Annotated in this window: 23 protein-coding genes and 1 pseudogene; 12 read left to right on the top strand and 12 right to left on the bottom strand. The window is 39.9% G+C overall.

What is annotated here, in order from left to right; genetic code table 11:
• Positions 1–202: pseudogene (locus RMZ42_RS05950) on the bottom strand (hypothetical protein); the annotation flags it as partial.
• Positions 203–304: 102 nt separating this feature from the next.
• On the opposite strand from RMZ42_RS05950, the gene RMZ42_RS05945 reads away from it, so the two are divergent.
• The 3 genes from RMZ42_RS05945 (at position 305) to RMZ42_RS05935 (ending at position 2,042) form a co-directional block, all read left to right on the top strand.
• Positions 305–649 (top strand): hypothetical protein, encoded by a 345-nt coding sequence (locus tag RMZ42_RS05945; protein WP_322670525.1) that lies wholly within the window; start codon positions 305–307, stop codon positions 647–649.
• A 173-nt stretch (positions 650–822) separates the two neighbouring features.
• Positions 823–1,650, top strand: coding sequence for a hypothetical protein (locus tag RMZ42_RS05940; protein WP_322670524.1), 828 nt, complete (start codon positions 823–825; stop codon positions 1,648–1,650).
• Between the two features lie 38 nt (positions 1,651–1,688).
• The gene (locus tag RMZ42_RS05935) at positions 1,689–2,042 is read left to right on the top strand and encodes a hypothetical protein (protein WP_322670523.1); all 354 of its coding nucleotides are present in this window, start codon (positions 1,689–1,691) and stop codon (positions 2,040–2,042) included.
• 267 nt (positions 2,043–2,309) lie between these two features.
• Here the strand turns inward: RMZ42_RS05935 and RMZ42_RS05930 are convergent, their stop codons facing one another.
• From RMZ42_RS05930 to RMZ42_RS05915, 4 genes are all read right to left on the bottom strand, one after another.
• Entirely contained in the window at positions 2,310–2,696 is a 387-nt protein-coding gene (locus tag RMZ42_RS05930) for a type II toxin-antitoxin system VapC family toxin (RefSeq protein ID WP_322670522.1), read from the bottom strand.
• Positions 2,693–2,923, bottom strand: coding sequence for an antitoxin of toxin-antitoxin stability system (locus RMZ42_RS05925; RefSeq protein WP_322670521.1), 231 nt, complete (start codon positions 2,921–2,923; stop codon positions 2,693–2,695). Before RMZ42_RS05925 ends, RMZ42_RS05930 begins: the two co-directional genes overlap by 4 nt.
• A 118-nt stretch (positions 2,924–3,041) precedes the next feature.
• The gene (locus tag RMZ42_RS05920) at positions 3,042–7,043 is read right to left on the bottom strand and encodes a DUF2157 domain-containing protein (protein WP_322670520.1); all 4,002 of its coding nucleotides are present in this window, start codon (positions 7,041–7,043) and stop codon (positions 3,042–3,044) included.
• Positions 7,044–7,231: 188 nt separating this feature from the next.
• Positions 7,232–8,845, bottom strand: a complete 1,614-nt coding sequence (locus RMZ42_RS05915) for a glycosyltransferase family 39 protein (RefSeq protein ID WP_322670519.1) — start codon at positions 8,843–8,845, stop codon at positions 7,232–7,234.
• Positions 8,846–9,485: 640 nt separating this feature from the next.
• Here RMZ42_RS05915 and RMZ42_RS05910 point away from each other — a divergent pair.
• On the top strand, positions 9,486–10,454 hold the full coding sequence (locus tag RMZ42_RS05910; RefSeq protein WP_322670518.1) for a TauD/TfdA dioxygenase family protein: 969 nt from the start codon (positions 9,486–9,488) through the stop codon (positions 10,452–10,454).
• Positions 10,455–10,617: 163 nt separating this feature from the next.
• On the top strand, positions 10,618–11,412 hold the full coding sequence (modA, locus tag RMZ42_RS05905; RefSeq protein WP_322670517.1) for a molybdate ABC transporter substrate-binding protein: 795 nt from the start codon (positions 10,618–10,620) through the stop codon (positions 11,410–11,412).
• Positions 11,413–11,449: 37 nt separating this feature from the next.
• Here modA and RMZ42_RS05900 read toward each other — a convergent pair whose 3' ends face one another.
• The 3 genes from RMZ42_RS05900 to RMZ42_RS05890 form a co-directional block, all read right to left on the bottom strand.
• Positions 11,450–12,007 (bottom strand): peroxiredoxin, encoded by a 558-nt coding sequence (locus RMZ42_RS05900; protein WP_322670534.1) that lies wholly within the window; start codon positions 12,005–12,007, stop codon positions 11,450–11,452.
• A gap of 57 nt (positions 12,008–12,064) precedes the next feature.
• A complete protein-coding gene (gene sipA / locus RMZ42_RS05895) occupies positions 12,065–12,307 on the bottom strand; it encodes a regulatory protein SipA (RefSeq protein ID WP_322670516.1) in 243 nt (80 codons plus the stop codon).
• A gap of 205 nt (positions 12,308–12,512) precedes the next feature.
• Complete coding sequence (locus RMZ42_RS05890) at positions 12,513–13,025, bottom strand: P pilus assembly/Cpx signaling pathway, periplasmic inhibitor/zinc-resistance associated protein (RefSeq protein ID WP_322670533.1); 513 nt, start codon at positions 13,023–13,025, stop codon at positions 12,513–12,515.
• Between the two features lie 359 nt (positions 13,026–13,384).
• Here RMZ42_RS05890 and RMZ42_RS05885 point away from each other — a divergent pair, with 359 nt between their 5' ends.
• Both RMZ42_RS05885 and RMZ42_RS05880 read left to right on the top strand, forming a co-directional pair.
• Entirely contained in the window at positions 13,385–14,650 is a 1,266-nt protein-coding gene (locus tag RMZ42_RS05885; protein WP_322670515.1) for a sensor histidine kinase, read from the top strand.
• Positions 14,650–15,312 (top strand): response regulator transcription factor, encoded by a 663-nt coding sequence (locus RMZ42_RS05880; protein ID WP_322670514.1) that lies wholly within the window; start codon positions 14,650–14,652, stop codon positions 15,310–15,312. Before RMZ42_RS05885 ends, RMZ42_RS05880 begins: the two co-directional genes overlap by 1 nt.
• A gap of 44 nt (positions 15,313–15,356) precedes the next feature.
• Here RMZ42_RS05880 and RMZ42_RS05875 read toward each other — a convergent pair whose 3' ends face one another.
• Complete coding sequence (locus RMZ42_RS05875; RefSeq protein ID WP_322670513.1) at positions 15,357–15,533, bottom strand: hypothetical protein; 177 nt, start codon at positions 15,531–15,533, stop codon at positions 15,357–15,359.
• A 16-nt stretch (positions 15,534–15,549) separates the two neighbouring features.
• On the opposite strand from RMZ42_RS05875, the gene RMZ42_RS05870 reads away from it, so the two are divergent.
• A complete protein-coding gene (locus RMZ42_RS05870) occupies positions 15,550–16,053 on the top strand; it encodes an O-acetyl-ADP-ribose deacetylase (RefSeq protein WP_322670512.1) in 504 nt (167 codons plus the stop codon).
• 175 nt (positions 16,054–16,228) lie between these two features.
• Here the strand turns inward: RMZ42_RS05870 and RMZ42_RS05865 are convergent, their stop codons facing one another.
• Positions 16,229–16,654 (bottom strand): nucleoside deaminase, encoded by a 426-nt coding sequence (locus tag RMZ42_RS05865; RefSeq protein WP_322670511.1) that lies wholly within the window; start codon positions 16,652–16,654, stop codon positions 16,229–16,231.
• 88 nt (positions 16,655–16,742) lie between these two features.
• Between RMZ42_RS05865 and RMZ42_RS05860 the strand changes: the two genes are divergently transcribed.
• Entirely contained in the window at positions 16,743–17,534 is a 792-nt protein-coding gene (locus RMZ42_RS05860; protein ID WP_322670510.1) for an ion transporter, read from the top strand.
• A 203-nt stretch (positions 17,535–17,737) separates the two neighbouring features.
• Here the strand turns inward: RMZ42_RS05860 and RMZ42_RS05855 are convergent, their stop codons facing one another.
• Positions 17,738–19,870, bottom strand: a complete 2,133-nt coding sequence (locus RMZ42_RS05855; protein ID WP_322670509.1) for a tetratricopeptide repeat protein — start codon at positions 19,868–19,870, stop codon at positions 17,738–17,740.
• A 200-nt stretch (positions 19,871–20,070) separates the two neighbouring features.
• Between RMZ42_RS05855 and RMZ42_RS05850 the strand changes: the two genes are divergently transcribed.
• Together RMZ42_RS05850 and RMZ42_RS05845 are read left to right on the top strand one after the other, a co-directional pair.
• On the top strand, positions 20,071–20,769 hold the full coding sequence (locus RMZ42_RS05850; protein WP_322670508.1) for a rhomboid family intramembrane serine protease: 699 nt from the start codon (positions 20,071–20,073) through the stop codon (positions 20,767–20,769).
• Between the two features lie 292 nt (positions 20,770–21,061).
• Positions 21,062–23,683: a PAS domain S-box protein gene (locus RMZ42_RS05845; RefSeq protein WP_322670507.1), complete on the top strand. Its 2,622-nt coding sequence runs from the start codon at positions 21,062–21,064 to the stop codon at positions 23,681–23,683.
• Between the two features lie 40 nt (positions 23,684–23,723).
• On the opposite strand, the gene RMZ42_RS05840 is transcribed toward RMZ42_RS05845, so the two are convergent.
• Positions 23,724–24,086, bottom strand: a complete 363-nt coding sequence (locus tag RMZ42_RS05840) for a hypothetical protein (RefSeq protein WP_322670506.1) — start codon at positions 24,084–24,086, stop codon at positions 23,724–23,726.
• An 85-nt stretch (positions 24,087–24,171) separates the two neighbouring features.
• Between RMZ42_RS05840 and RMZ42_RS05835 the strand changes: the two genes are divergently transcribed.
• On the top strand, positions 24,172–25,506 hold the full coding sequence (locus tag RMZ42_RS05835) for a 50S ribosome-binding GTPase (protein ID WP_322670505.1): 1,335 nt from the start codon (positions 24,172–24,174) through the stop codon (positions 25,504–25,506).
• Positions 25,507–25,691: the final 185 nt, after the last annotated feature.

The following is a 25,691-nucleotide window of genomic DNA, read 5'->3' as shown; positions in this document are numbered from 1 at the left end:
ATGGAGCGTTTATATCCAAATTTAACCTAGCAAAGTTGGCTTGGCAGACTACTAGAGATTGCCGCACCATTTCGATTTTTTCAGTGTAATCTTTGACTGTTAACCCCTCTCCAACATCGAGAGTTTGACTAATAGATTTAACGCTTGCTAGACGTAGTTCAGCTTTCCCAAGAGTACGTGAATTGCGTTTTCGCCTTCCCATAATTAATACTCATTTTCTCAATTTCTCATAACTCTATAGTGGACATTTGTTGAAGAGGTTGCCATACGTGGAATTGTTGATTTTTCTGAAAAAGCCTAAAATTTGTTTGCTTTATACCAATTCGTAATTACGAATTTTGAATTACCAATTGCGAATTCGTATAACATCAAAGCGGAAGCTGCTACAGCTTGCGCAAAACACGGAAACGTTAAAGCAGAAGTTGCTACAGCTTGCGCAAAACGCGGAAACGTTAAAGCAGAAGTTGCTACAGCTTGCGCGAAACACGGAAACGTGAGAGCGGAAGTTGCTACAGCTTGCGCAAAACACGGAAACGTGAAAGCAGAAGTTCTTACAGGGAAGGCGGAAGCTGCTACAGACTGCGCGAAACACCGAAACGTCAACCCTGGAGCAATATTTTTTGATGCGATCGCAAAATTCCGAAATTAACTAATTGGGGAGTGGAGAAGGAAATAACAGCGTTTTTACCTTATATCAAGCTTACGCCCTGAGAGTTTTCTTACTTAACTTTCTGCTTTTGAAACATCTTATTTATACGTTTTATGCTTAGAAAGGAGATTACTATCAAATCTAAATTTGTTATTAGAGCATCAATCATCTCTTTGATTGGAGCTTCATTAGTTGCCTGTGGTGCTTCTCTAAGAGAATATAAAAAGTTTGCCAACGCTGGACAAGAATATGCAGATGCACTAGATACTTTATTGGTTACATCAGGAAACTACGTTGTTGATGCCAATTCGGAAAAATTGCTGCGTAACCGCCTAGAAGATACAGTCAAAGCTGGTGAAATGTATATCGACATTACTAAACAAGATAAGGATTGGCTTATGATAATTGGACGAATGCGCCAACATACCGATCTACTCCAACGCTACTTGATTGCTTTAGAAAATCTAGCAACCTCAGATTCCCCAACACAAGCACAAGAAGTTACTGAAGATATTTTCACTCAATTAAATAATGTCAGCACTGATATTCAAGGTAATCCTCTTGTCTCTGACAAAATTGGCTCTGCTTTATCTGAAATTCCTAAAATTATATTGAGTAATAAAATTAAAGGTGCGTTGAGAAAAGAATTAGAGCAGAGGAAAGAAACGATTTACCGAGAGCTTGCTATTCAGGAATCAGTACTTGAACTTCTTACTATTGAACTACAAAGTAATTTAAAAACCATTCAAAAAAATCAGGAAGAGCGTTTACTCTTCAGACCTTATACGGCTGCCGATCCAATTAGCGATCCTGACGAATGGATAGAAAAACGGCAGAAGATTTTGACGATGACACTTTCGATAGAAGCTTTGAATGATGCTAGTGAATCAGCCAAAGACTTCAAAGAAGCTTTTCAGTTACTTTTAGAAGATAAGTTTACTATTGCACGCGCTAATGAACTTTTATCTGAAATCAACTCTCTAGTTAATGTAGCTGAATAAATCAAAAATAACTAATAAATAAAAGCAAAAATAATTTTATGTCAGAGATATTGTCTAATATTGATAACAAGAAACAATTAGAATTTTTTAAAAAGATCAAAGGCATAGAGGAAAAATTGTATGAAATTGATATTGAAAGTAAATTTATCAATCCAAAACAGAAAGAAGAATTTAAAGAGTATCGTCAGAAATGGACGAGTTGTGTCAACAAAGTCAGAAACAAAATTGGTACTATTCTAGTTAACAAACTAGAGGAAAATGAAAAAGGTTTTGAAGATGGCATTAAAGCGATAAATCAAGAAATTCAGGAAATAAATAATGCTGTAGGTTTCTTAAATATTTTTAGTAAGACAATTGAGATTATTGAAAATATTGTTGGCTTAGTAATTTGACATGGCATAAAGTTTCAATTGTCTTAAATTTAACGTGAGTTCGACGGCTCTAAAAACCCCACTTCCATTCCTCTCCCCCACAGGGAGAGAGGCTTTGAAACCCTAATTTTTTCGTTGTCAACTAAAAATATTTCTGCCCCTCTCCGCCTCCAAGAGGGGTTGGGGAGAGGTTCATCGAACTCACGTTAATGAATGTTTGGTTTCCTGATGTCAACCCAACCGACAGGGATGAGCGATCGCACTGCGGTTGACCGCAGGTTATCGTACTTACCAATAACGAGTAACTGCATAATTGTCTAACACTGTATCTACGCTAACGATCGGGATCTTTTCTGTGAGTGCTTGGGCAACCAAAAGCCGATCAAAGGGATCTTTATGATGGAATGGCAAAGTCACGATTGCGGCAGCATGAACAACTTTAATCGGTAATATTTCAAATTCATTAACATAGATTTGATGCTCCATCCATGTTTCAAAATTTTCAGGAATTTGATACTTACCAATACTAACTTTGATGGCAATTTCCCAATACGAAGCAGGACTGAGCAAGATGTCATTGAGAGGATCGACAATCAAATCACATGCGACTTGACTAAGGGCAAGATCGTTGAGTACAAACCAGAGAAATGCTTGAGTATCGAGCAGAAATTTCATGGTATGTAGTCGTGAAAATCTTCCAAGTGGGTTTCATCTTCGGACAGGATGGTTAGTGTTCCGATTGCACTACCGGGTTGGCGAGGCTTCCGGGGTGGTTGGAATTCGCCAATCAATCTGGCAATGGTGCGATCGCCGGAAAAAATCTGTACTTCTTCACCGGGTTGCAGACTTGCAATCAGTTCAGGTAAACGAAGTTGAGCTTCTGTTAATGGAATTCGTGTCATTGTTTTGTACTTCTATGCGTTAGCCTAAAGTTTTGACAGAGCCATCGCTTTTACTTAATTTTACAAGTATCTTAAATTTAGGCGATCGCTTATCTAATTAGTTTAATCGTTAGCTTACCTATTCCCATGATTGAAATTCATCAATGGCGCTACGAATTAAGGAAGTTATTTGAGCGCGACGGGTTTCAAAGTTGGCGGCAATATAAATCAATAAAATGCCAACTAACAAGCCAACAACCCATTTTAAAAAGGAGTACTGCAAGCTGAAAATTACCGATTGATAGATTGTCGTGATTAAAAAAGTTGCTGTACCAATGTAGAGAAAAGCTCGTACTCGTAAAGCTAATCCAGCAAAAATAGCGATGAGACTAAAAACACCTGGAATCCAAGCTGTATTTTGATGAAATAAAATTGCCCACCCACAAATTAAACCGCTCCCTAGCACTCTCAGAAAATGACGAGATGTTTTGTACTCTGGTAGCTTCAGTTGGGTATCCACTTGAGCAATATAAAGCAGCGATAACCCAATTGGCGTTACATACCACAAAGCATCAGTCAGATGTAAGGAATCAAACCAACGGTAAAGTGCCCAATCAATCAACGCTACACTAATATAGGTGAAACGGATGTTTTCACCTACTTTTGCTAAAAAGATGTAAAATCCAGCTGCGATTATCAAGGTTATGGGGTAAGTTTGCAGTCTGGTTTCCCATAAAATTATCAGTGGTATGATGTATGCAGCTTGTTGCCAAGGTCTTTTAGACCAACCCCAATTTTCCCAAGGTAGGATGTATAAAAAGTAGGCTACCACACAAGCGATCGCACCATTCCAAGGAACTAATGGCCCAGCCCAAAATCGCCCTACTGCTGTCTCTCGCCAATAAATCCTCATCCCGGCTACCTCTAATAAACCAAGGTAAACCCACATCTCGGCGATTGTAATTCTTCCTAAGATCCTGGGGGAAGTGGGTGAATTTCGTCCCTGAAAGACGGCGTAGCGAATCAAAAATACTCCCGTTCCCAATCCCACCAAACGGTTAACTGCAATGGGAACAGGAATGGCAGCCATTAATAAACAGCTACTCCAAACCCAGTGAATATGGGCAATTCTTTTCAATTCTTGGGGAGTTAGGTGTAAGTAGCTGACTAGCCTTGGCGACAAAATGCGGTAAGCATACATGATACTCGCACCAAGGGCAGACATGGCAATTAATCCATCACCTAACGCTCCTCCTGAAGCTTGTGACATTTGATAGAACAAAAGTTCATAAGCAGAAATTGATACGCCAATAATTCCTAAGTAAAGCAAGGGTTTGAAGCTGTCGTGCCGTCGCCCTACACCAATAATAATTAAAGCTACACCCAAGGAATACAAACCTGTCCACTCGGTGAAGGTGTTCAAACGCAGCAATACACTAAATGCACCATAAATTAATGGCAAAATGTGCAGGCTGCTAGGAAACCTTTCTAATTGATGTCGTCGCCGCCACCACTCGCCAACAAGTTGAGTAATTAAACCCAAGGCGATGTTTGCGATCGCAATTCTCACGATTGAACGTTCCCCCAACCCCAACCCTTGGGCAATCAACAATTCCAAACACCAACCAATGCCATAAAATGCCCAATTTGTCGGTTCGCGCCAACTGCGATAAACAATGGCTGCCAAGGTAATTACAGTGGCAATTAAGAACAAAAATCCTGAAGTCGTAAACCCTTGGTAAATCAGTACTGAGTGCAGCGTCAAACTTAATAATTCAACGCTGCATAAAGCGATCGCCCATTTATCGCTAGCGGCTGCATAGATAACTGCTAATTCGTTACCGCGTCGGCTGAAAACAGTGCGTGCTAACCATAGACTGAGAGTTGCGATCGCTCCGACAACAAACCAACCTGCTACCGCTAGGCGAGGTAAACCAGGTATACCCGCCCACAGCAGCACGCCAATAAAACTTAAAACAAATCCTTCTGTAATTACCGCAGATACTTGGTTGCGCAAATAGCGGGTATTTACAAACATCAATCCAGCACCTACAGCCAAACCGATTAATCTGATTCCTGGTAGTTGTAAAGTTAGTAACTGGGCAATTATTACAGCCAAGACACTCAAGTAACGGCTAGTAAGCCGTCGCTCTATAATTGCGGCATTGGCAACACCCGTCAGAGCTAAAGGCGTAACTAGCCATAAAACTCCCCAATCAGATCGCTCGTCAGTGATGCCATACCAAGATGATTCTGAATTCATCCACAACAGGAAAAAACTCGCTGCGGCTAATCCTAAACCGATGTCCCATGCGCTACGTTGCCATAGTCCTTCCTGCAAGCTAAATCGCCATTCTGCAACCATCAGAGCCAATAAAATACTTGCCCAGCATTGTTGAGTCAGGCTGGGGAATAACCAATTAATGGTAAAGCAAAATGTCAGCACCCCCATGATATGAGTTAGGTATACCAGGGGAAGGGATGAGGGGGAGCGGCGTTGAGTCACAAATGCGAGAGTGGCGGTAGAAAATAGCAGATTTAGCGATCGCAATGGAGGATTTACAAGAGCGATCGTTGTTAAAAAAGCTCCAAATAACAGAGTGAGCAGTTCGCCAAATTTAGCTAATTCTCGTTTTTGGCGGCGATAGAAATTATCTGTAAGCGCCACCATCAAAATTACGTAGGGAAATAAAGCTATACCCAGTAGCGCCCAAGGTTCATTTTGAGAATTGGTAAGTTGGGTAGTAGTTGCGATCGCTAATTTCTGTAAGTTATCGGGTACTAATCGCCAACCTAGCAAAATCGTCTCTAAGCCGATGACGAAAACCCCTGCAAAGTCTCGCTTTAAACTGTACCGCCACAAGCGACTCCCTACAAACCACAAACCCAAACCACAGACAGCTATTGCTTGCCAAGGATAATTTACTACCGATACCACCCAACCCAAAAAGAGTAAAACCCCACCAAGTCTTTCCCAGAGTAAGAGGGATGAAGGAGACAAGGGAGACAAGGGAGACAAGGGAGACGAGGAGGATATTAATGTTACTTCCCCTGCTCCCCCTGCTCCCCCTGCCCCCCTGCTCCCCTGCTCCCCTGCTCCCCCTGCTCCCCTGCTCCCCTGCCCTCCTGCCCTCCTCTGCTCTGCTAACCAAGTCATCAACCAGCCGCAAATGCCAATAGCTAACCCCAACAGTGCGACATCTACCTTGGTAACAAAAATTGCCCGCACCAACAATACTATTAAAGAATAAATAATTACAGTAGCAGGTAAACTAATACTTAACCTACGGCGATCGTCGCTGACAGTACGAGGCTGTTGGAAAAGATTGTAATAAACAGTAATGATAGTTGTGGCGATCGTTGCCAGATAAACAGCAATTAAGGGAAATCCTCTTAATTGCCAACCCCAATGCAGATAACTCAGCCCTAGAATATTTATCAGAGGTAATTTGCCAGTATGCAAATTGGCAAAAATAGTTCGATTTTTGGAGAGTAAAACAGTTATAGCAGTCAGTGTAGGACAGGCGATCGCAACTACAATCCAATCCACAGGATTTTGCCACAATTTGAAGCTATCCATTGCCCAAAAATTCACTGGTACTAACAAAAGAGTGGCAATCAGCAATGTCTGAGCCGTCAATCTGAGGTTATTTTGCCTAGTCGCCCAAAAGCTTAATCCCCAAAAACTCAAAGTATAAGCAAATAAAACCCCGTACTGTCCAGCAGCCGGAAACCTCGCCCATTGACTAGCAGCCAGTACTCCAGAGGATACAACTACCAAAAAAACCCCTAGAAAAAGTAGCCAACGCACACTCAGTTCTGCCCCCAAAGACTGCAACATTGTGCCGATGAGGTTGGGTTTAGCTGGTTTTTGTTGTGGTTGTTTACTGCTACTAGATTGTAAAGCTGCTACAGGCAACTCCTGCACGGAGTCGGAAGTTGCAAATACTACCTTTGTTTGAGCTTCAGCCTGGGGTTGCAACACCACCGCACACACCAGAAACTCTCGACATAACTGCCTGACTTGGGTATCAGATATCAAACCTAAACGCAACCATATATCCAATCCTTCCAATAATTGAGGATGGGAAGATGGCAATCTGATTTCAATTTTTAACGGGCGCTCAAGGGGCGATGACATAAGCGGCAGCAGTACCAGTATATACTTAAATTATTTGTTTAATTAAAGTATATTTTTGCTCTAACTGTGCAACTTATCAGGCTAATTGATATTAATTTTTAACCGCCAAGCGAGATTCAAATGCCAACTATCTGCTTTTAGTTTCCACTTGCAGTCTCCCAGGCGGTAGATGTGCCCGTATCCTTAGTTTAATTAGCTTTTGTTATTTTCCAGAGAAAGTCGTCTACCTGCTGTAACTTTGAGTTATAAACTTTTTCAATTCCAGCTTTTAAGAAATCAGATGGCTCGAACAAGAATAAAAATATGTCACTAAAGCCATTAGTAATCTCTGGTAACTGATTTTTTCCTACAATTTGGAATTGCACTTTTGGATCGATTAAGTTACTAAGTACTTGTAGTGGTGGAATGATGTTATCCTCATCACTAATTAAAAGCGGTTTCTTAGCTTGATTAATAATATGAGCAATGTGAGGATATTCTTGGTATTTTTCAGGGAATTGGTTCCACCAAATCTGCGGTTGAGAGTGAACCATACAAGATACAACCCCGCCTATAACTACCATAAATGCTACAAGTGACCAAAACTTTTTTTGCCAAGCTTTAGTAGAAATAGACGTAATTTTAGTGGTAAATAGGTAAGCAACAGCTAACTGTATCCCTAAAACAGAAGGAAGTGTATATCGACTAGTAGCATATCGTTTTAAAAAGACGAAATCTATTATCAGTAATGGAAGCCCTACTGATGCAATTAAGGTTAAAACAAATAACCAAACTTTTTTAGAGGTTCTTCGACATAAAAAATAGATTGAGTAGCCGATTATAACTAAAAGAATCAAAATAAAAGGAATTAATAAAAACTTAAGTTTTCCAGGCTCGTTAGGACTAATACCTAAATCAATAAACGCACGACTAAAAATACCAGCCCACCTGACAGATGACATAAATACTGTTTGTTTAATATTCGCCCAAGTTACTGCTTCTGGCTGAGGATTGGTAATAATAATCCAAATCCAAGGTACAAAAGTGATAAAACCCGCAAGCGATGATAGCAGGTAAGAAATTAATGTTTTACTCAATCGAAAGCGTTCGATTGTAACTACATAAATTCCTTGTGCAAAAGCAACCAAGGTAAAAAATAGATGAGTATAAAACCCTATTGATAATGTTGCTGCATAAATGCACCAACTAACTTTTGTTTGAAGGCGCATAGCTCGCAGCAGTGCTGCACTCGATATAAAAATGGCTACTATTGCTAAACTATACGATCGCGCTTCTTGTGCATACACGATATGAATAGGTGAAACGGCTACCAACCCGATGGCTATCCACCCGACTAGTGAAGACTCAAATAATTCTTGACATAGCCAATAAAGACAAGGAAAGGTAAGCAGACTAATAAATGCCGAAAAACTTCTGATCGCTGCTATAGAATTGCCAAAGCACTCTACCCAAAACCGGGTCATCAAGATGTATAATGGCAAAATTTGCGAGTCTTCTACAATAATTCCTTTAATTGTATCAATTGTATTTTTTTCAGGATTAGGATACTGGTATTTATGTAAATCTTCTAGGCCAATCAAACGACCATTACCTAATTGCTTCCTCATTTCTGACTGCGTATAGCCAGATATGCGTAATGAGGATAAAGCTTCATCACCCCAATAAATTTTTTTATCAATATTAACGAAGCGAAAAAATACACCTATTACTAATAGAACTATGATTAAAAAACGTAACCAATATTTAGAAATAGTCCATTTCTGTGATATCTGCGTTTTCTTTTGTGGTAATTGCTTTTTCATGTAGTTTTCGATCTCCTCAAGGCATTAATCAACCTTGGTAAAAAATCAACTGATAATTTTTTATTAGCGTGTTGCTAATGAAAAAAGCAAATTAGTATCTCTGAATAAAAGAGTGAACTAAAATTAAGATTTATCTAATTTACGAATTAAATATACGGTCTTATTTTCTTATCAACCAGTATCAAATTGTCTACAAACATTTTAATTAAAAAATTTTACTTCAAATAATTATTTAAATATTGATTTTGCAGTTTTTTGCAACACGTAATTATTATAAATATAATTGTTTCTTTGTCATCCTACAGTATAAATTAATCAAGAAATAAAATACTTATGTGAAAAATAAAAAGATTTAATAAACTTTATATGAAATAACTCTAAGTACGTCTCACTGGATCTGAGAAGCTTCTTAATATCTGTGTTCCGAATTTTTACTTACCTTTTCCCGGACTAAATCTACCATTGTTACAGCAGTCTAAAATACGGCAAGTATATACTACGGTAAATCGATCAATTTATAGTAATATATTAAAACTGCGATCGCTTCCTTTGGTATGTAGCCATTAAGCGCAAGCAACATATCTCAAGTAAACGGACGAGTGCGAACACCGCCCGATCGATCAAACTATGGAGAATTGAGATGAGCAACAAACACATTGAAGTCAAACAGGTAGCAGGTTTCATCGGTGCCGAAATCAGCGGCGTAGACTTGTCACGTCCTTTGCACGATGATGCAGTCAAAGAAATTCGTCAAGCACTATTGAAGTGGAAAGTCGTGTTCTTTCGCGGTCAAAACATCGATCATGCGGCACAGATTGCATTCACAGCTCGTTTTGGTGAAGTGACTTACGCACATCCCCACGAAGACGAGCCGATTGAAGGCTTCTCAGAAATCTTGCCCATTGACCGCAGCCGTTACGAGCGGCGCAATGGTCTGCGTCGTTCCAGCTACGAGAGCCGTTGGCACACCGATGTTACAGCAGTTGTCAACCCACCTGCGGCATCAATTTTGCGTGCGGTTAATGTCCCTAGCTTCGGTGGTGACACACAGTGGACAAATTTAGTTGCAGCCTATGAGGGTCTGTCAGCACCCCTACGGGCATTAGCAGACACATTAAAGGCCGAACATCGCTTCAATGCGCGTTTGAATTTGCCCAGCAACAGCAAGATTGCCCAGCGCATCGCAGCCAATCCCCTGGTTTCAATCCATCCAGTGGTAAGGGTTCATCCTGAGACTGGTGAACGCGCATTGTACGTCAACCCTGGCTTCACCTCGCACATTCTTGACGTATCACGACAAGAGAGCGACTTGCTGCTTGAGTTGTTCTTCAACCAGATTACCAAGCCCGCCTACACCACCCGCTTCCGCTGGAATAACGGTGACATTGCATTCTGGGATAACCGCGCTACCTCCCATTTGGCCCCTCAAGACTTGGATCATCTGGAAGTCGAGCGCGTTCTCTATCGCACCACCATCACGGGCGATGTTCCAGTTGGGCCCGATGGTTTCCGATCGCAAGTGGTTGAAGGTGAGGCGTTCAACAGCGAACTACCAACCGTATTGAAGAACAAAGCTGAGAAGTTAGAACCAGTATCAGCACTTTCATAAGCTACAGAGTGGTAAACAAGGGCTGCGCTGTTCGTAGCCCAGTTTACCTACTGAAATTTTTCTCGGCAGATTTTTACCGATATAGTTGGTTATAAATTGGTATATTTGGTACTATTTTACCTAACGTCAATTTTATGGAAGAAACCCTTCAAACGCCTTTTCTATGAAAAGAAGACAAATTTTTGGCTTTTTGGGTATAGCGATCGCTGGCTTGCTGTTAGCAATTGGTTTACCGTTGGTTCCTCCTTCTCCTGTAGTAGCACAGTCGAACACCAGCATACTCGTGTCCGCAGCTGCCAGCTTAAAAGAGGTACTGGAAGAAATTAAGCCTTTATACCAACAAAGTAAATCAAATATCAATATTAATTATAACTTTGGGGCTTCTGGTGCCTTGCAGCAACAAATTGAGCAAGGTGCGCCAGCAGATATCTTTATTTCTGCTGGCAAAAAGCAAGTGGATGCCTTGGAACAAAAAGGACTATTGCTACCAGGTAGCCGTACTAACCTGGCAAATAACCGTCTAGTATTGATTGTGGCTCAGGATGTTGTTGGCATCAATAGCTTCTACAATTTAACAGATAGTAAGATTAAAAAAATTGCGATCGGTGAACCCAGAAGCGTACCCGCCGGTCAATATGGTGAGCAAGTCTTAAAGAAATTGAAACTTTACGATCGCCTCAAGTCGAAATTGGTCTTTGCTAACAATGTGCGTCAAGTTTTAGCAGCAGTAGAAAGTGGTAACGCCGAAGCGGGTTTAGTTTATGCCACTGATGCCAAAATTTCCAACAAGGTAAAAGTCGTAGTTGCTGCTGATGATAAATTTCATTCCCCAATTGTCTATCCGGTAGCAATAATTAAAAGCAGTAAAAATCCTTCTGCTGCCAAAGAATTTGTTCAGTTTCTATCTGGCGGTGAAGTCAAAACTGTACTCAAAAAATATGGGTTTATTGTGAGTTAAAATAAGGGGCTTAAGCCCCTTGTTGATTAATTGAAGTTTAAGAAGCTGTAGACTGTAATTTTTCTAGTCGTGCCAGCACTTCTGAACTGTGAATAGTTGGGTTGACTTTGACAAAAGTCTCGCGCAAGACGCCTTGAGGATCGATGATGAAACTGTGGCGCATAGATAAAAAGCCGAGCCACGAACCGTAAGCTTTGCTCACTGAACCATCAGTGTCAGCCAACAAGGGAAATTTTAGTCCTTCTGAATCACAAAATTTGGCGTGGGAATCAATGTCATCAGCACTAACGCCAATTATCTGAGCATTTTTTTCGAGGTATTGGGGTAAGTCTTGCTGAAAACGACGAGCCTCTATAGTACAACCAGAGGTAAAGTCTTTAGGATAAAAATACAGGACTAGCCATTTACCGCGCAAGTCAGAGAGGGAAATTTTGCCATCACCTGTGTTGGTTGGCAAAGTAAACTCAGGTGCGGGTTGATTAATTGGCGGAAGTTTACCACCCATAGCATCAGCAGTAGGGGTAAAATTCAGCCAGCTGATGACAGAAATACAGCTGGCAAATAATATGCTTAAAAAAGTGCGGCGGGAAATCATGGTGTAAACCAGAATTACAACTTTACACAAGTTTACAATTCTTGGTTGCGAGAAATCTTATTCTGAATGGGATTCGGCAGGGGTATCTGTGCTTTCGATATATTGACTATCTAGGAGAAAGACACCCCTAGCAAAGCGAATACCCCAATATCCACCGGGTCTGCGGTCGATGACTATACCTTCTTCGCCCATGTGAATTACATTAGGGGGGCGTAGCATGGGCATAGGTTCAGCAGTTTTAACATAAGCTGGTAGCGCCACAACACGGACTTTACTACCAATTGCGAATTCTTTTGACATTTTAATCAAGCGGAGTTTTGATTAACTCATAACTCAAAACTAGCTTGAAAGTCTACTAAATTGAGTAGGGGAATAAATAGGGAAAGGGAAAGGGGATGAAGTTTTTCCCCTTTCCGCATCTTCTGCAAGAAGTCTATATAATTTATTGTGGGATTGAGATGGGCGAGTACTGCCCACCCCAGAATTATTATTTTTTGAAAGATGATTATTGAGGATTGCCTTGTTGACGGCGTGAAGGAGCATTTTGACGGAATTGCTCTAATTTTTGACGCTGTTCTGCGGTTAAGACTGCTTGAATCTGTTGTTTCTCAGACTCGCGGATTTGTCGCATTTGGGTTTTTTGGGCTTCAGTTAGATTTAAGTCAGCAAAACCACCCTTTCCTCGACGTTGACCGGGTTGCCGTTGACCTGTTTGCCCTTGAGCTTTACGCGCTTGCCATTCAGCCCGCCGTGCTTGTTTGGCTGCCTCTAATTTTGCTTTTTGTTCTGGGGTCAAAACTGCTTCAAATTTGGCGCGACTATCGCGGCGAATCGTCTGAATTTGGGCTTTTTGGGCATCTGTTAGACCCAACTCTTTCCAAGGGCCTCTTTCTTTTTGTGGAGTTTGTGCAAGTAACAGGGGTGAAGGAGAGGCTGTTTGAGCGTGAACAGCAAAGGAGGTTGCAGTTAAAGTGAGAGCGATCGCGGAAGCAACTAGCGATAATGCTTTGAGTTTCATTACTTGTCTGGTGGGTTTTTCCTGGTTGGATGCCACCATCATAAGAACTTATCCTCAGCAGTTACATGAGGAGAAAGTCATGGTTATATCCATGACTTTAGTCACGATTGACAAGAGATAGTTAAGAGGTAGAAGTTAGGAGTTAGGAGTTATAAATTATGAAAATTTTGATTATGATGATTTTATCAGTCATTATTTAGCTGATTACCTAACGAATTTGTTCTTTGAATTTGCTTTTAATTTCTCAATCAAGGAACAAATAAACGGTTAAGCATCTGCTAAAATCTTCAGAATTATTCACTTCTAATTCCTAACTTATAACTCATAACTCATCACTTCTAACTGGAGCAACGCGACTAATGAGTCGTCCAATTGAAATTAAGAAACATCCTTTTCCGTCTCTGCTTTATCTGGAGTGGACATTACTGGCAATCACCGCATTGACAGCTGTTATACCACCTCCGTTACGGCGATTTCGTCCCAAGCCTCTAGAGCTATCAATTTGTGGTGCATTTCCAGACTTGTCAGTTTGTAGTATATTGCCAGAATTATCAATTTATAGTCTGATTATTTTTGCGGCAATGGGCTTAACATTACCCAGAAAAAATCAGACAACTAAAGTAATATATACAGTCATTGAAATTTTATTAATTTTAATTATTGGACTTTTTGGGGAAAGATTTGCTCGGCTTTTTCCTTTTCTATATATAATTTTAGTGACTCGTAGTTGTCTAATTTTTCAGTTAAATGGACGCTTATTCGTTACAGCTTTGTCATTTGCCTTATTTTTAGTTACTACACAACTAAAATATCAGCTATTCAATTTTCAAGCATCGCCGCAGGCACAAGAGCGATATCGATTTTTGATTTTGAATTCGTCGCTAGTATTTGGCTTAAGTTTGGTTTTTGTATTGTTGATGATGAATGCAGTTTTGTCTGAACGGCAAAGTCGAGAAAAGCTAGCTCTTGCTAACGACAAACTCCGCCAATATGCCATGCAAATTGAAAATCAAGCTACCTTAGAAGAACGTAACCGTATTGCTCGTGAAATTCATGATTCATTAGGACACTCTCTGACTGCTTTAAATCTGCAATTAGAAACTGCTTTAAAACTATGGCAATCTAACCCAGGTAAGGCTGAAACATTTCTTGCAACTGCAAAGGAATTAGGTTCAAAAGCACTAAAGGATGTCCGTCAATCTGTTTCTACTATGCGTTCTAACCCCTTACAAGAACAATCTTTAGAAGATGCGATCGCTAGTCTTTCAGAAAATTTTTATCGCTTTAATGGAATATTACCAATTTATCAAATCAACCTGGAATATTCTCTACCACCTGAAATAAATACTGCTATTTACCGAATTACTCAAGAATCTTTAACTAATATATCTAAATATGCGTATGCCACAGAGGTAAAATTGGAACTCACTACGACTAAAGGCAATTTACAATTGATAATTCAGGATAATGGTAAAGGTTTTGATGTCGGGCAAAATACTACTGGTTTTGGACTTCATAGTATGCGCGATCGCACTTTAGCACTTGGGGGTCAGTTTAATATTAATAGCGCTCTTGGCTCTGGCTGCAAAATTACAGTTAATATTCCATTAACAAGGTTAACATAATGATTAAAGTATTGCTGGTAGATGACCAAAGTTTAATTCGCCAAGGATTAAGAGCGTTATTGGAATTAGAACCAGATTTAGAAATAGTTGGAGAAGCAGAAAACGGCGAACAAGCAATTAATTTTGTTGCAGAATTTCAGCCAGATGTAATATTACTAGATATCAGAATGCCGATTATGGATGGAGTTGCAGCCACAAAGGAGATTCAAAAACGTTTTGCCAAAACTAAGATTTTAGTACTAACGACTTTTGATGATGATGAATATGTGTCAGCAGCTTTAAAAAATGGGGCTATGGGTTATTTATTGAAAGATACACCATCAGAGGAATTAGCTGTTGCTATTCGTGCCGTTCATAAAGGATATACGCAATTAGGCCCAGGTATAGTTAAAAAGCTGTTGACCCAATTTTCCCATGTTGCACCAACTCATTCGCCGCCTGTACCATCTAGTTTAACTGAACTTACTCCTAGAGAAAAAGAGGTTTTGCGATTAATTGCTACAGGCGCTAGTAACCGAGAAATTGCTCAGGGACTCTACATTTCTGAGGGAACAGTAAAAAATCATGTTACGAATATTTTAAACAGATTAAATCTGCGCGATCGCACTCAAGCGGCGATTTGGGCAAATACATATTTATCGTATTTGAATGAGCCAAGTTAAATAATTCGTAATTATTTACTGAGCTATTTATACAAATAAAAAAATCATAACTTCCGCATTAATAAAGTAGACAAGAAATAATTGAATAAATCAGCAAAAAGCAGGCGATCGCTAGAAATGCCATCGCTCATCACCTTAAGCAGAGCGATCGTTAAGCTTGAAGCTAAAACTGTATAATGGACATTTACATAATACGCTTGTAGTATGTAGATTAATCTCATTGGGCTTAATTGTTTTATGGAAGTCATTTTGGGTGATATCACAAAGTTAAAAGTTGATGCCGTCGTCAATGCTGCAAATACTAGTTTGCTTGGGGGTAGCGGCGTAGATGGAGCGATACACAAGGCATCTGGAGCAGACCTAGTTAATGAGTGTAGATCGCTTGGAGGATGTCAGATTGGCGATGCTAAACTAACCAAAGGATATCGCTTACCTGCAAACTTCATCATTCATACCGTAGGCCCAGTATGGCGAGGAGGTAATGACGGAGAACCCGAACTTCTGGCTCAGTGTTATTATAAATGTATGCAAATTGCCGCAGATAAAGAGTTTAATAGTTTGGCATTTCCTTGCATTAGTACTGGGATTTATAAATATCCTAAAGCTTTAGCGGCTGAGGTGGCAGTGAAAATATGCGATGAACAGCTACAAAAGAATGGTCGTCCACAAAAAATAATTTTTTGCTGCTACGATCCAGAAAACTATGAAATATATGCGAATATTTTAGGGATTACGCATTGACATAAATAAATGAATATTCATTAGAGAAATTACTTTTAAACCACAGATGCACTGAGAATGATACTTGCATGGGAAAGTTTTCCGACTTGAGCAAAGTGTCTGTAACACAAAGAGAAAGAAGGAGAGTTTTCGAGTTACTTTGAAAGGGATACTCTAAAAATAAGTTTTTTATAGTTTATTTAAATAATTCCAAACATTCATTTTTTAAAACGTCTTTTATGACTTTTATTTTCCGAAATGATTTAGCGATTACCTCTTCGCAAGATATACTAATTTGTGATTGATTTACAGTAATTAAATCTTGAATTGAAGCACCATATATAATTTCTGATAAACCACTCCAAACACAAGCAGTTGCACACATCGGACAAGGTTCGCCAGTTGTATATATGCTATAACCTTCTAAAGAGGGGTTTTTCAGTTTAGCTGTTAAACTACGAATAGCATTGATTTCTGCATGGGCTGATGGATCGTTGTCTCTCTTTACAGTATTATGAGCTACGGCAACGACTTCGTTATCTTTAACAATCACTGCACCATAGGGTGCATCGCCTTTTTTTGCTTCTGCCAATGCTAAACGCATAAAAGATTCTGAGTTCATATAAGCTGAGGTTAACATAAGGATAATGGTTAATAATATCGTATTTCTAATGTTATAACTGGGAATTAAGATGTTTTAATGGTCGAGTATGTTACTGAGCAGACAAGAAACAGAATTTTACTTAGAAGACCTAGAAACACCAATAGGTAAAGCGATTAATTTAACCCTTGCCTCTTTGGTGCTAATATCATCAGGAATTTTTGTGGCAGAGACATATAATATTCCTGATGATATGCGGTTTCAGTTAAATGTAGCTGATACTGCGATCGTCATCATCTTCGCTGTGGAATATTTGCTTCGCTTGTGGAGTGCGGAAAACAAAATTAAGTATATTTTTAGTTTTTATTCGATTATTGACTTAATGGCGATTATGCCATTTTTTCTCGGTATGGTAGATATTAGCTTTATCCGACTATTACGATGGTTTCGGATTTTACGATTAATTAGATTTATAGATAGAAAGTTTTTATTCGCTAGCATCAGCAGTGAAGATGGGATGATTTTTGCGCGAATATTATTTACATTATTTGCAATTGTTTTTATTTACTCTGGCTTAATTTATCAAGTCGAGCATCCGGTTAATCCTGAAAATTACGGTACATTTTTGGATGCATTCTACTTCTCTGTTGTCACAATGACAACTGTAGGATTTGGTGATGTTATTCCTATTTCGGAATCAGGACGTTTGCTAACAGTATTGATGATTTTTACTGGAATTGCATTGATTCCTTGGCAAGTGGGGGATTTAATTAAGCAAGTAGTGAAAACTGCTAATCAGGTAGAAATAGTTTGTTCGGGTTGTGGTTTAGCTTTCCATGATGTAAATGCTGGGTTTTGTCAGAGGTGCGGGACTAAGTTACCTAGTCGCAGGATTGATTAAACATCTGGTGAAATTATAGCAGGAGGCAGGAGGTAAAAGTATTGCTAGCTTTAGCATTCACCCTTTACAAATGTCCTAACTTATGTGACTACGGCTATAAATATGCGTTATCTATCATCCTTGGAGAGATGTAGCACTGCTACGTCTCTCCGTTCTTTTTAACTCCTATAGGATATCTCCCTTGATGAAAACCCAGGTTCAGTTTAGGGTGTCGTCTGCGGTGGATTCGTGGAATTAGGAAATGGAAGAGTTGGTACAATTACAGGTACAGGCTTTGCTTTTTCGCCTTGCAGTTGAATTTGGGCTTGATTGCGGCCCTCTATTGCTTGTTGGTAGTTAGGCTTATATTTTATTGCTCGATCGTAAGAAGCGATCGCATCTTGAAACCGTTTTAAATTTAATAGAGCATTGCCTCTACTATACCAGCTTTCGGAGTGGTCTGGTTTATAACGAACTGCCTTATTATAAGACGCGATCGCATCTTCGTATTTCTGCAATATGTATTGTGAATTTCCCAAATTATACCAGAGTTGATAGTTATTTTGCTTAATTATCGCCGCTTTACTATAAGCTTTTATTGCTTCTTCATAACGTTGGTTTTGATGCAGCGACCATCCCAAATTATACCAGGCTTGATAGTTTCTAGGACTGTATTTAATTACTTGATTAAAAGATTCAATTGCTTCTGGATAACGCTGTAAATTCAGCAGTATATTACCTCTAGATAACCAAGCCTGGTAATAATCTGGCTGATATTGCACCGATTTATCATAAGCTGTAAATGCATCTTGATAGCGTTTTAAATTGACTAGTGCATTCCCCAAATTATACCAGGCTTGCTCGTAGTCTGGTTTTAAATCTACGACTTTTTGATAAGCGGCGATCGCTTCTTCATATTGCCGAGAATTCTGCAAAGCTAATCCTTTTTTATACCAAGCTTCGTAATTATCTGGTTTGAGTTCAATTGCCTTTTCATAAGACTTAATTGCTTGGTCATATTGGTTTAAATTACTGAAAGCTTCACCCCTAGCATTCCAGACTTCTGAGTTGTCATTCTTTAATTCTAAGGCTTTATCAAAAGAGGCGATCGCTTCTTGATATCGCTGTAAATTTCCTAATACAGTACCACGTCCAATCCAAGCATCTAAATAATCTGGCTGAATTTGAATTGCTTTATCATACGCCACTAATGCGTCTTTGTATTTTCTTAATTTATTTAGTGTTTTGCCTTGACCATTCCAAGCTTGAGCATAATCTGGTCTGAGATTAACGGCTTTTTCATATACTTCTAGCGCATCTTGATAGCGTTGTAAATCAAAAAATGTATTTCCTTGTTTAGATAATTCTATAGCATTATTTGAATTAATGTAATTCCAAATAAATATTGATGCTATTCCGCCAACAGTAAAGAAAAATATTGTTAGTAAAATTTTACCTAAAATACCTTTTTTTGGTTCAGGTTTGTTGATATTTTTTGGTGGAGGAGGAGTTAACGCTATTGTCTGAACAGGGGGTCGTGTTACCTCCTTCAACGCTTGTAATGCCACCGTTGCCGAAGGATAGCGTTGCCGAAAGTCGTAGCACACCATTTTATCTAAGAATTGAGCAAATTCTGGTGTTACCGTGGCTTTATCGTGCCAGATAATTTCATTAGTCTCAGCATCTTTTACTATTTCCTCTGGTGATAATCCAGTGAGAGCTTGAATAGCAATTATTCCCGTAGCATAGATATCACTGCTTAATTTTGGCGTACCATGAGCTTGTTCGCCAGGAATGTATCCAGGCGTACCGATAGCTACTGTTGCAAGAGTTTGACCTTGGGGAGTAATAACTTGAGTTGCAATTTGTTTAACTGCACCAAAATCAATTAAAATTAGTTTGCCATCTGGTTGGCGTCTAAGAATATTGTGAGGATTGACATCACGATGAATTACATTCTGTTGATGGACAAATTCTAAGATTGTCAAAAGTTCTTGTAAAAGTGAAATGACTTCTTCTTGACTGAGGATTTTACCTGATGTTAATTCTTTACTCAGGTCATGACCTTCGATCAATTCTTGTACAAGATAGAATTCGGCATTTTCCTCAAAGTAAGCTAAAAGTTGGGGAATGCGATCGTGAGTTCCTAATTTATACAGAACTTGTGCTTCCGTATCAAATAAACGCCTAGCTGTTTCCAAAGTTACCGGATCGCTTGCCTGGGGTTTGAGTTTCTTAACAACACATAGAGGTGAACCAGGTAATTGGGTATCACAAGCCACAAAAGTTTCACCAAAACCCCCACCTCCCAAGTTACTAATAATTTGGTATCTTCCTACAAGTGTGTTTCCTAGCATCTTGTTTGCCTAGTTAAGTGCAATGCGATCTGATTTCAATCTTGCCACAGGCTAAGAAGGAGTGATGGAAGCTGAGGAGGCAGAGGAGGCAGGGGAGGCAGGGGAGGCAGGGGAGGCAGGGGAGGCAGGGGGAGAATAACTAATGACGACAAATGACCAATGACCAATGACAAATGACAAATGACAAATGACAAATTTATATGATTCCTATTAGTGATAACATTCGTTGTCGAAATAAACCAATTATTAATTACTGGTTGATTGGCATTAACCTGGCTGTATTTTTATGGGAACTTCAACTAGAGTTTAGCGGTCAATTAGGCTATTTTGTCAATACTTGGGGTATGATTCCAGCGCAGATTAGTGGAGCAGTTACCAATGCTCTCTTTTTCAACTCTGCTGCTTGGATAGTTGTAATTTGGCGGGTATTTACCCTATTTTTTGGAATGTTTCTGCACGGCAGTTTTAGTCAAATATTAGGAAATTTACTATTTTTGTGGGTTTTTGGGAAAACTGTAGAAAATCTTTTAGGACACAGACGCTATTTAGGATTTTATCTGGCTGCTGGTCTAATGACAGGTGTAATACAAATTCTGCTTGAACCGAGTTTGCCAGTTCCCTTGATTGGAGCAAATGGTGCGATCGCAGCTATTTTAGGAGTATACGTTATGAAATTTCCTAAAGCTACAATTGACACTGTTTTACCGCTAATAATCTTGTATATCCCTATCCAGCTACCAGCCTTTTTCTATATATTTTGGTGGTTTGTACAACAATTTTTTTATGGTATAGGCAGTTTAAATATTCCTCCTGTTGGCGTAAATCAATCGGGTGTTGTCGTCTTAGGGCAGGTTGTGGCATTATTAATTGGTGCAGCTTTCATCCGAATAAAGAAATAAATTTTAATTTAGCTATCTAGCTATTATTTCTAAGGTGGACACTATTAACTGACTGATGTCATAAAGCTCAATTTTGATATTTTTGGCAGTGTTTACCCTACAGTTCTTGAAACTGATATATACCTTTTGGCTGAAATATATAAATTGTTTTTGCTTAATCAAGCATAATTAATCAAACGCTTACGCTGTTGTATGAAATTTTAATTTTTATTTAATTATTTAATTACGCCTTGCGGTACTAAGGAATACCTACTCTTCAAGTCGATATTGTTAAACATTAGCGGTGTACAATATGCAAAATGTTGATCAAATTAACTTTCAACTTACTGATGAATTAGCAGTGTTGCGGCAGCGGGTAGCTGAGTTAGAGCAATCAGAGATATTTTATCAACAAAGACAAGCAGCACTTGAAGAACAATTAACAGAACTAAAAAGAAAGCTGGCAGTAGAAGCAGAAAAGTCTTATATTAAAGTTCAAGAAACATCTGTGCATCTCATGTCAACAGAGGTAGCAGTAATTTTCGAGCAACTCCAACAAGAAATTGCGGCGCGTCAGCAGTTAGAAGTAGTCCTTAGAGAGAGTGAAGAACGGCTGAGGCTGACTCTAGAGGTATCCCAGATGGGCTTGTGGGATTGGAATATTGTTACCAATCAAGTTATTTGGTCGGAAAATTATGAACTACTTTTTGGTTTAATTCCAAGTAGTTATGATAGTCCTTATGAAACGTTTAAAAAATGCGTTCATCCTGAAGATAGCCAATCTGTAATGCAAGCGATCGCCCACGCTTTGACACAAAAGACTGACTACAATGATGAATTTCGTATAGTTCGCTCAGACCAAAGTACACATTGGATTTATGCTAACGGAAAATTTATCTATAACGCTCAAGGCCAAGCGGTGCGAATGATCGGCGTTTGTATGGAAACTACTGTGTGTCAGCAGGCAAAAGAAAGTACTCGCGAACTCACAACACAAGTCCAAGAACAGGCAAATATTTTAAATGCCATCCTCACTGCTTCAGTAGATCATATTTACATCTTTAATTGCCAAGGTCGTTATCAATATGTCAGCCGCGATGGAGCAACTATACTAGGTTTAAATCCCGAAGATATTATCGGTAAAAGTTTGCCAGAAATGGATTTACCCGCAGACCTAATAACCCAGGTAGATAATCAACGACTTACTGTAATGAAAACTGGGCAACCGATTAAAGATGAGTGTAAATATGTTACTCGTGATGGCGTACATTATTATGAATATATTCTCACACCATTACGGAATGTTGACCAAACTATTGAAGGCGTAATTACTGTTTCTCGCGATATTACCGAACACAAACGGGCAGAAAAAATTTTACGTGAAAGTGAAGCACGTTTTCGGCGTTTGTTTGAATCTAACTTGATTGGGGTCGCTTTTTGGAATGTGCATGGCTTTGTGATTGATGCCAATGATGCCTTTCTTCAACTAGCTGGCTACACTCGTGATGAGTTTGCTACTTTAGGTGGAATTAATTGGAGAGAACTGACTCCTGTTGAGTATCAGGATTCAGACGATCGCGCCCTTTTGGAGGTGCAAACCATCGGAGTTTCCAAAATTTATGAGAAAGAGTACATCCAGCGTAACGGCAAGCGAGTACCGATTGTTTTGGGGATGGCTTTGCTGAATGATTCCCAAGAACATGGTGTTGCTTTTATACTGGACATCACCGAGCGCAAATTGGCTGAACAAGAATGCGATCGCCTACTCGATTGCGAAAGGACAGCACGACAACAAGCAGAAATCGCCAACCAAATTAAAGATGAGTTTCTGGCGGTTCTCTCCCATGAACTGCGAACCCCACTCAATCCCATCCTGGGATGGTCGAAAATGCTGCGGACTCGCAAGTTTGATGAAAAAACTACTCACCACGCCTTAGAAACCATTGAACGCAACGCCAAGTTACAAACTCAGCTAATTGAAGATTTGTTGGATGTGTCGCGCATCCTGCAAGGAAAATTAAACTTGAATATCTGTCCTGTCAGCTTGGTAATGGTAGTTGAAGCAGTGCTAGAAACAGTAAAACTAGCAGCACAAGCCAAGTCAATTCAAATTAAAACCTTATTTGATCCCAATTTGGGACAAGTTATGGGCGACCCAAATCGGCTGCAACAAGTTGTGTGGAACTTGCTTTCTAATGCGGTAAAATTTACACCAACAGGAGGACGGGTAGAAATTCGACTCATGGAAGTTGGTAATCAGGCTCAAATTCAGGTCAGCGATACAGGTAAAGGAATTAGCCTAGACTTTTTGCCTTATGTATTTGATTACTTTCGCCAAGCTGATGGCACAACTACACGCACATTTGGCGGACTAGGTTTAGGATTAGCGATCGTGCGTAAGGTTGTAGAAATGCATGGGGGAAATGTTCAAGCCGAAAGTCTGGGAGAAGGATTGGGTGCAAGCTTCACTGTCGAGTTACCGCTTTTGGTGAGAAGCGAACAATTTCGGGGTGAAGAGAATCAGTCCTCATATTCAGAGCCGGAATCCTCGCTGCTTGCAGACACTCAAGTTTTGGTAGTGGACGATGAACCAGATATCCGCGATTTAGTTACCTTTATTTTGCAAGACTACGGCGTGCAAGTAACCGCCGTATCATCAGCACAGGAAGCACTACAAGCGCTATCTGACTCGATACCAGATGTTTTAATTAGCGATATTGGAATGCCAAAAACAGACGGTTATATGCTGATGCGTGAAGTGCGATCGCGATCCCCTGAACAAGGAGGAAACGTACCCGCGATCGCTCTGACAGCTTATGCAGGAGAAATGAATCAGCAGCAAGCATTAGCCGCAGGATTTCAAATGCATATTTCTAAACCAGTAGATCCAGATGTATTGGTACAAGCGATCGCTGATTTGATTGAACCAAGTTGATACTAAATCCGTTTTTGAAGTAATAGACTTTTTGGATGAATCAATGAGCTTTCACCCTAAATCCCTCTCCCAAGCTTGGGAGAGGGACTTTGAAATTCGCTCCCCTTCTCCCAATATTGAAAGAAGGGGTTGGGGGATGAGGGCAAATTTTGCGACAATACAGTTCAGAATGAGCAACAAAACCCAGATTGTAGAGACGCGATTCATCGCGTCTTGAAAGGTCAATCGCATTGTTAGTCAATGCAATCGCATTGTTAGTCAATGCAATCGCATTGTTAGTCGATGCAATCACATTGTTAGCCGATGCAATCGCATTGTTAGTCAATGCAATCGCATTGTTAGTCAATGCAATCGCCTTGTCAGCCGAAACAATCGCATTGTCAGCCAAAACGCGATCGCTCATGCCCAGGAACACTACTAAAGGTACTAGTTATCCCTTTAAGAATCGCTATAAGATGACAAAAAGGGTCTTCTAGATTTGGATGAAAATGACTGAGCAACGTGATGCTGATTTACCATCAACTGATTCTCAGCAATTGAGCGAACCGACCGACAAAACGATTGCCAAGTCGGCCGATAATTCCTGGAGAAATCAGATTGCTGGCGTATGGAACAAAGCAACAACACGTCTAACACAACACCTACCCGTAGAACAACTGGCACAGACAGTTGTTGAATGGTTTAGTGTGAGCGATACTCAGGTTGCAGAGATTTTAGAGAAAATCCGAGCCGAACTGCCAACCACAGAAGCCCTCTTAATTGGTAAACCTCAAGCTGGGAAAAGTTCTATTGTGAGGGGATTGACGGGAGTTTCGGCTGAAATTATCGGTCAAGGATTTCGCCCACACACGCAACACACCCAACGTTATGCCTATCCTTCCAATGACCTGCCGCTACTGATTTTTACTGATACAGTGGGGCTAGGTGATGTTAAACAAGATACTCAAAAAATTATTCAAGAGTTAGTTGGCGATTTACAACAAGAAACTCGTTCCGCCAGAATCCTGCTTTTGACGGTTAAAATCAATGACTTTGCAACTGATACCCTACGACAAATTGCTCAACAACTGCGCCAGAAGTATCCAGACATTCCCTGTCTGCTGGTAGTTACCTGCTTGCACGAAGTTTATCCTGGCAATACCGTCGATCATCCCGCCTATCCGCCAGATTATCAAGAAGTCAACCGCGCATTTGCCGCAATACAAGAAGCCTTTGCAGGAATCACAGATCGCTCTGTACTCATTGACTTTACCTTAGAAGAAGATGGCTACACTCAAGTATTTTATGGCTTAGAAGCACTGCGAGATTCCTTAGCAGAACTACTCCCACAAGCAGAAGCCCAAGCGATTTATCAGCTATTAGATCGAGAAGAAGTTGGGAAGCAAATTGGCAACCTTTACCGAGATACTGCACGCCGTTATATTTTGCCATTTGCGATTATGTCTGCAACTCTGGCTGCCGTACCTCTACCATTTGCCACAATGCCCGTACTCACTGCCTTGCAAGTATCAATGGTGGGACTGTTGGGTAAATTATATGGGCAGACAGTTACTCCCTCTCAAGCAGGAGGCGTTGTGAGTGCGATCGCAGGTGGTTTTTTCGCACAGGCAATTGCCCGTGAGTTAATTAAATTTATACCAGGTTTTGGGAGTGCGATCGCAGCTTCTTGGGCAGCCGCTTATACTTGGGCACTAGGCGAAGCAGCCTGTGTTTACTTTGGCGATCTAATGGGAGGTAAGAAACCCGATCCTCAAAAAATTCAGTTAGTGATGCAAGAAGCATTTAAAGCGGCGCAAGAACGGTTTAAGGAAATCAAACTTTAGGAGTAGTTGCAATCCAGTTCAGGTGATTTGATTTTGAATTTTTTTGAATTCTTTCTCAAAACAAATTAAAGCTTTCTGAAATCCATTCCTAGACAGAACTATAAAGAAAAAAGCCCTAGTCGAAATACTTATTTAAAAGTATTTTTTATATCTGACTAGAGGCTGATGAAGATAAAGCATTTGAT

This window comes from Nostoc sp. DedQUE05 (assembly GCF_034530955.1).
Classification (GTDB): domain Bacteria; phylum Cyanobacteriota; class Cyanobacteriia; order Cyanobacteriales; family Nostocaceae; genus Nostoc.
Note: the sequence above shows the minus strand (reverse complement) of the source record. Positions and strands in the feature narration are given on the sequence as shown.

Bases quoted from the DNA above. Each gene is read 5' to 3' on its own strand.
- RMZ42_RS05935 (WP_322670523.1), top strand. From the start codon at position 1,689: ATGTCAGAGATATTGTCTAATATTGATAACAAGAAACAATTAGAATTT.
- RMZ42_RS05930 (WP_322670522.1), bottom strand. From the start codon at position 2,696: ATGAAATTTCTGCTCGATACTCAAGCATTTCTCTGGTTTGTACTCAAC.
- RMZ42_RS05925 (WP_322670521.1), bottom strand. From the start codon at position 2,923: ATGACACGAATTCCATTAACAGAAGCTCAACTTCGTTTACCTGAACTG.
- RMZ42_RS05920 (WP_322670520.1), bottom strand. From the start codon at position 7,043: ATGTCATCGCCCCTTGAGCGCCCGTTAAAAATTGAAATCAGATTGCCA.
- RMZ42_RS05915 (WP_322670519.1), bottom strand. From the start codon at position 8,845: ATGAAAAAGCAATTACCACAAAAGAAAACGCAGATATCACAGAAATGG.
- RMZ42_RS05910 (WP_322670518.1), top strand. From the start codon at position 9,486: ATGAGCAACAAACACATTGAAGTCAAACAGGTAGCAGGTTTCATCGGT.
- modA (WP_322670517.1), top strand. From the start codon at position 10,618: ATGAAAAGAAGACAAATTTTTGGCTTTTTGGGTATAGCGATCGCTGGC.
- RMZ42_RS05900 (WP_322670534.1), bottom strand. From the start codon at position 12,007: ATGATTTCCCGCCGCACTTTTTTAAGCATATTATTTGCCAGCTGTATT.
- sipA (WP_322670516.1), bottom strand. From the start codon at position 12,307: ATGTCAAAAGAATTCGCAATTGGTAGTAAAGTCCGTGTTGTGGCGCTA.
- RMZ42_RS05890 (WP_322670533.1), bottom strand. From the start codon at position 13,025: ATGAAACTCAAAGCATTATCGCTAGTTGCTTCCGCGATCGCTCTCACT.
- RMZ42_RS05885 (WP_322670515.1), top strand. From the start codon at position 13,385: ATGAGTCGTCCAATTGAAATTAAGAAACATCCTTTTCCGTCTCTGCTT.
- RMZ42_RS05880 (WP_322670514.1), top strand. From the start codon at position 14,650: ATGATTAAAGTATTGCTGGTAGATGACCAAAGTTTAATTCGCCAAGGA.
- RMZ42_RS05875 (WP_322670513.1), bottom strand. From the start codon at position 15,533: ATGAGATTAATCTACATACTACAAGCGTATTATGTAAATGTCCATTAT.
- RMZ42_RS05870 (WP_322670512.1), top strand. From the start codon at position 15,550: ATGGAAGTCATTTTGGGTGATATCACAAAGTTAAAAGTTGATGCCGTC.
- RMZ42_RS05865 (WP_322670511.1), bottom strand. From the start codon at position 16,654: ATGAACTCAGAATCTTTTATGCGTTTAGCATTGGCAGAAGCAAAAAAA.
- RMZ42_RS05860 (WP_322670510.1), top strand. From the start codon at position 16,743: ATGTTACTGAGCAGACAAGAAACAGAATTTTACTTAGAAGACCTAGAA.
- RMZ42_RS05855 (WP_322670509.1), bottom strand. From the start codon at position 19,870: ATGCTAGGAAACACACTTGTAGGAAGATACCAAATTATTAGTAACTTG.
- RMZ42_RS05850 (WP_322670508.1), top strand. From the start codon at position 20,071: ATGATTCCTATTAGTGATAACATTCGTTGTCGAAATAAACCAATTATT.
- RMZ42_RS05845 (WP_322670507.1), top strand. From the start codon at position 21,062: ATGCAAAATGTTGATCAAATTAACTTTCAACTTACTGATGAATTAGCA.
- RMZ42_RS05840 (WP_322670506.1), bottom strand. From the start codon at position 24,086: ATGAGCGATCGCGTTTTGGCTGACAATGCGATTGTTTCGGCTGACAAG.
- RMZ42_RS05835 (WP_322670505.1), top strand. From the start codon at position 24,172: ATGACTGAGCAACGTGATGCTGATTTACCATCAACTGATTCTCAGCAA.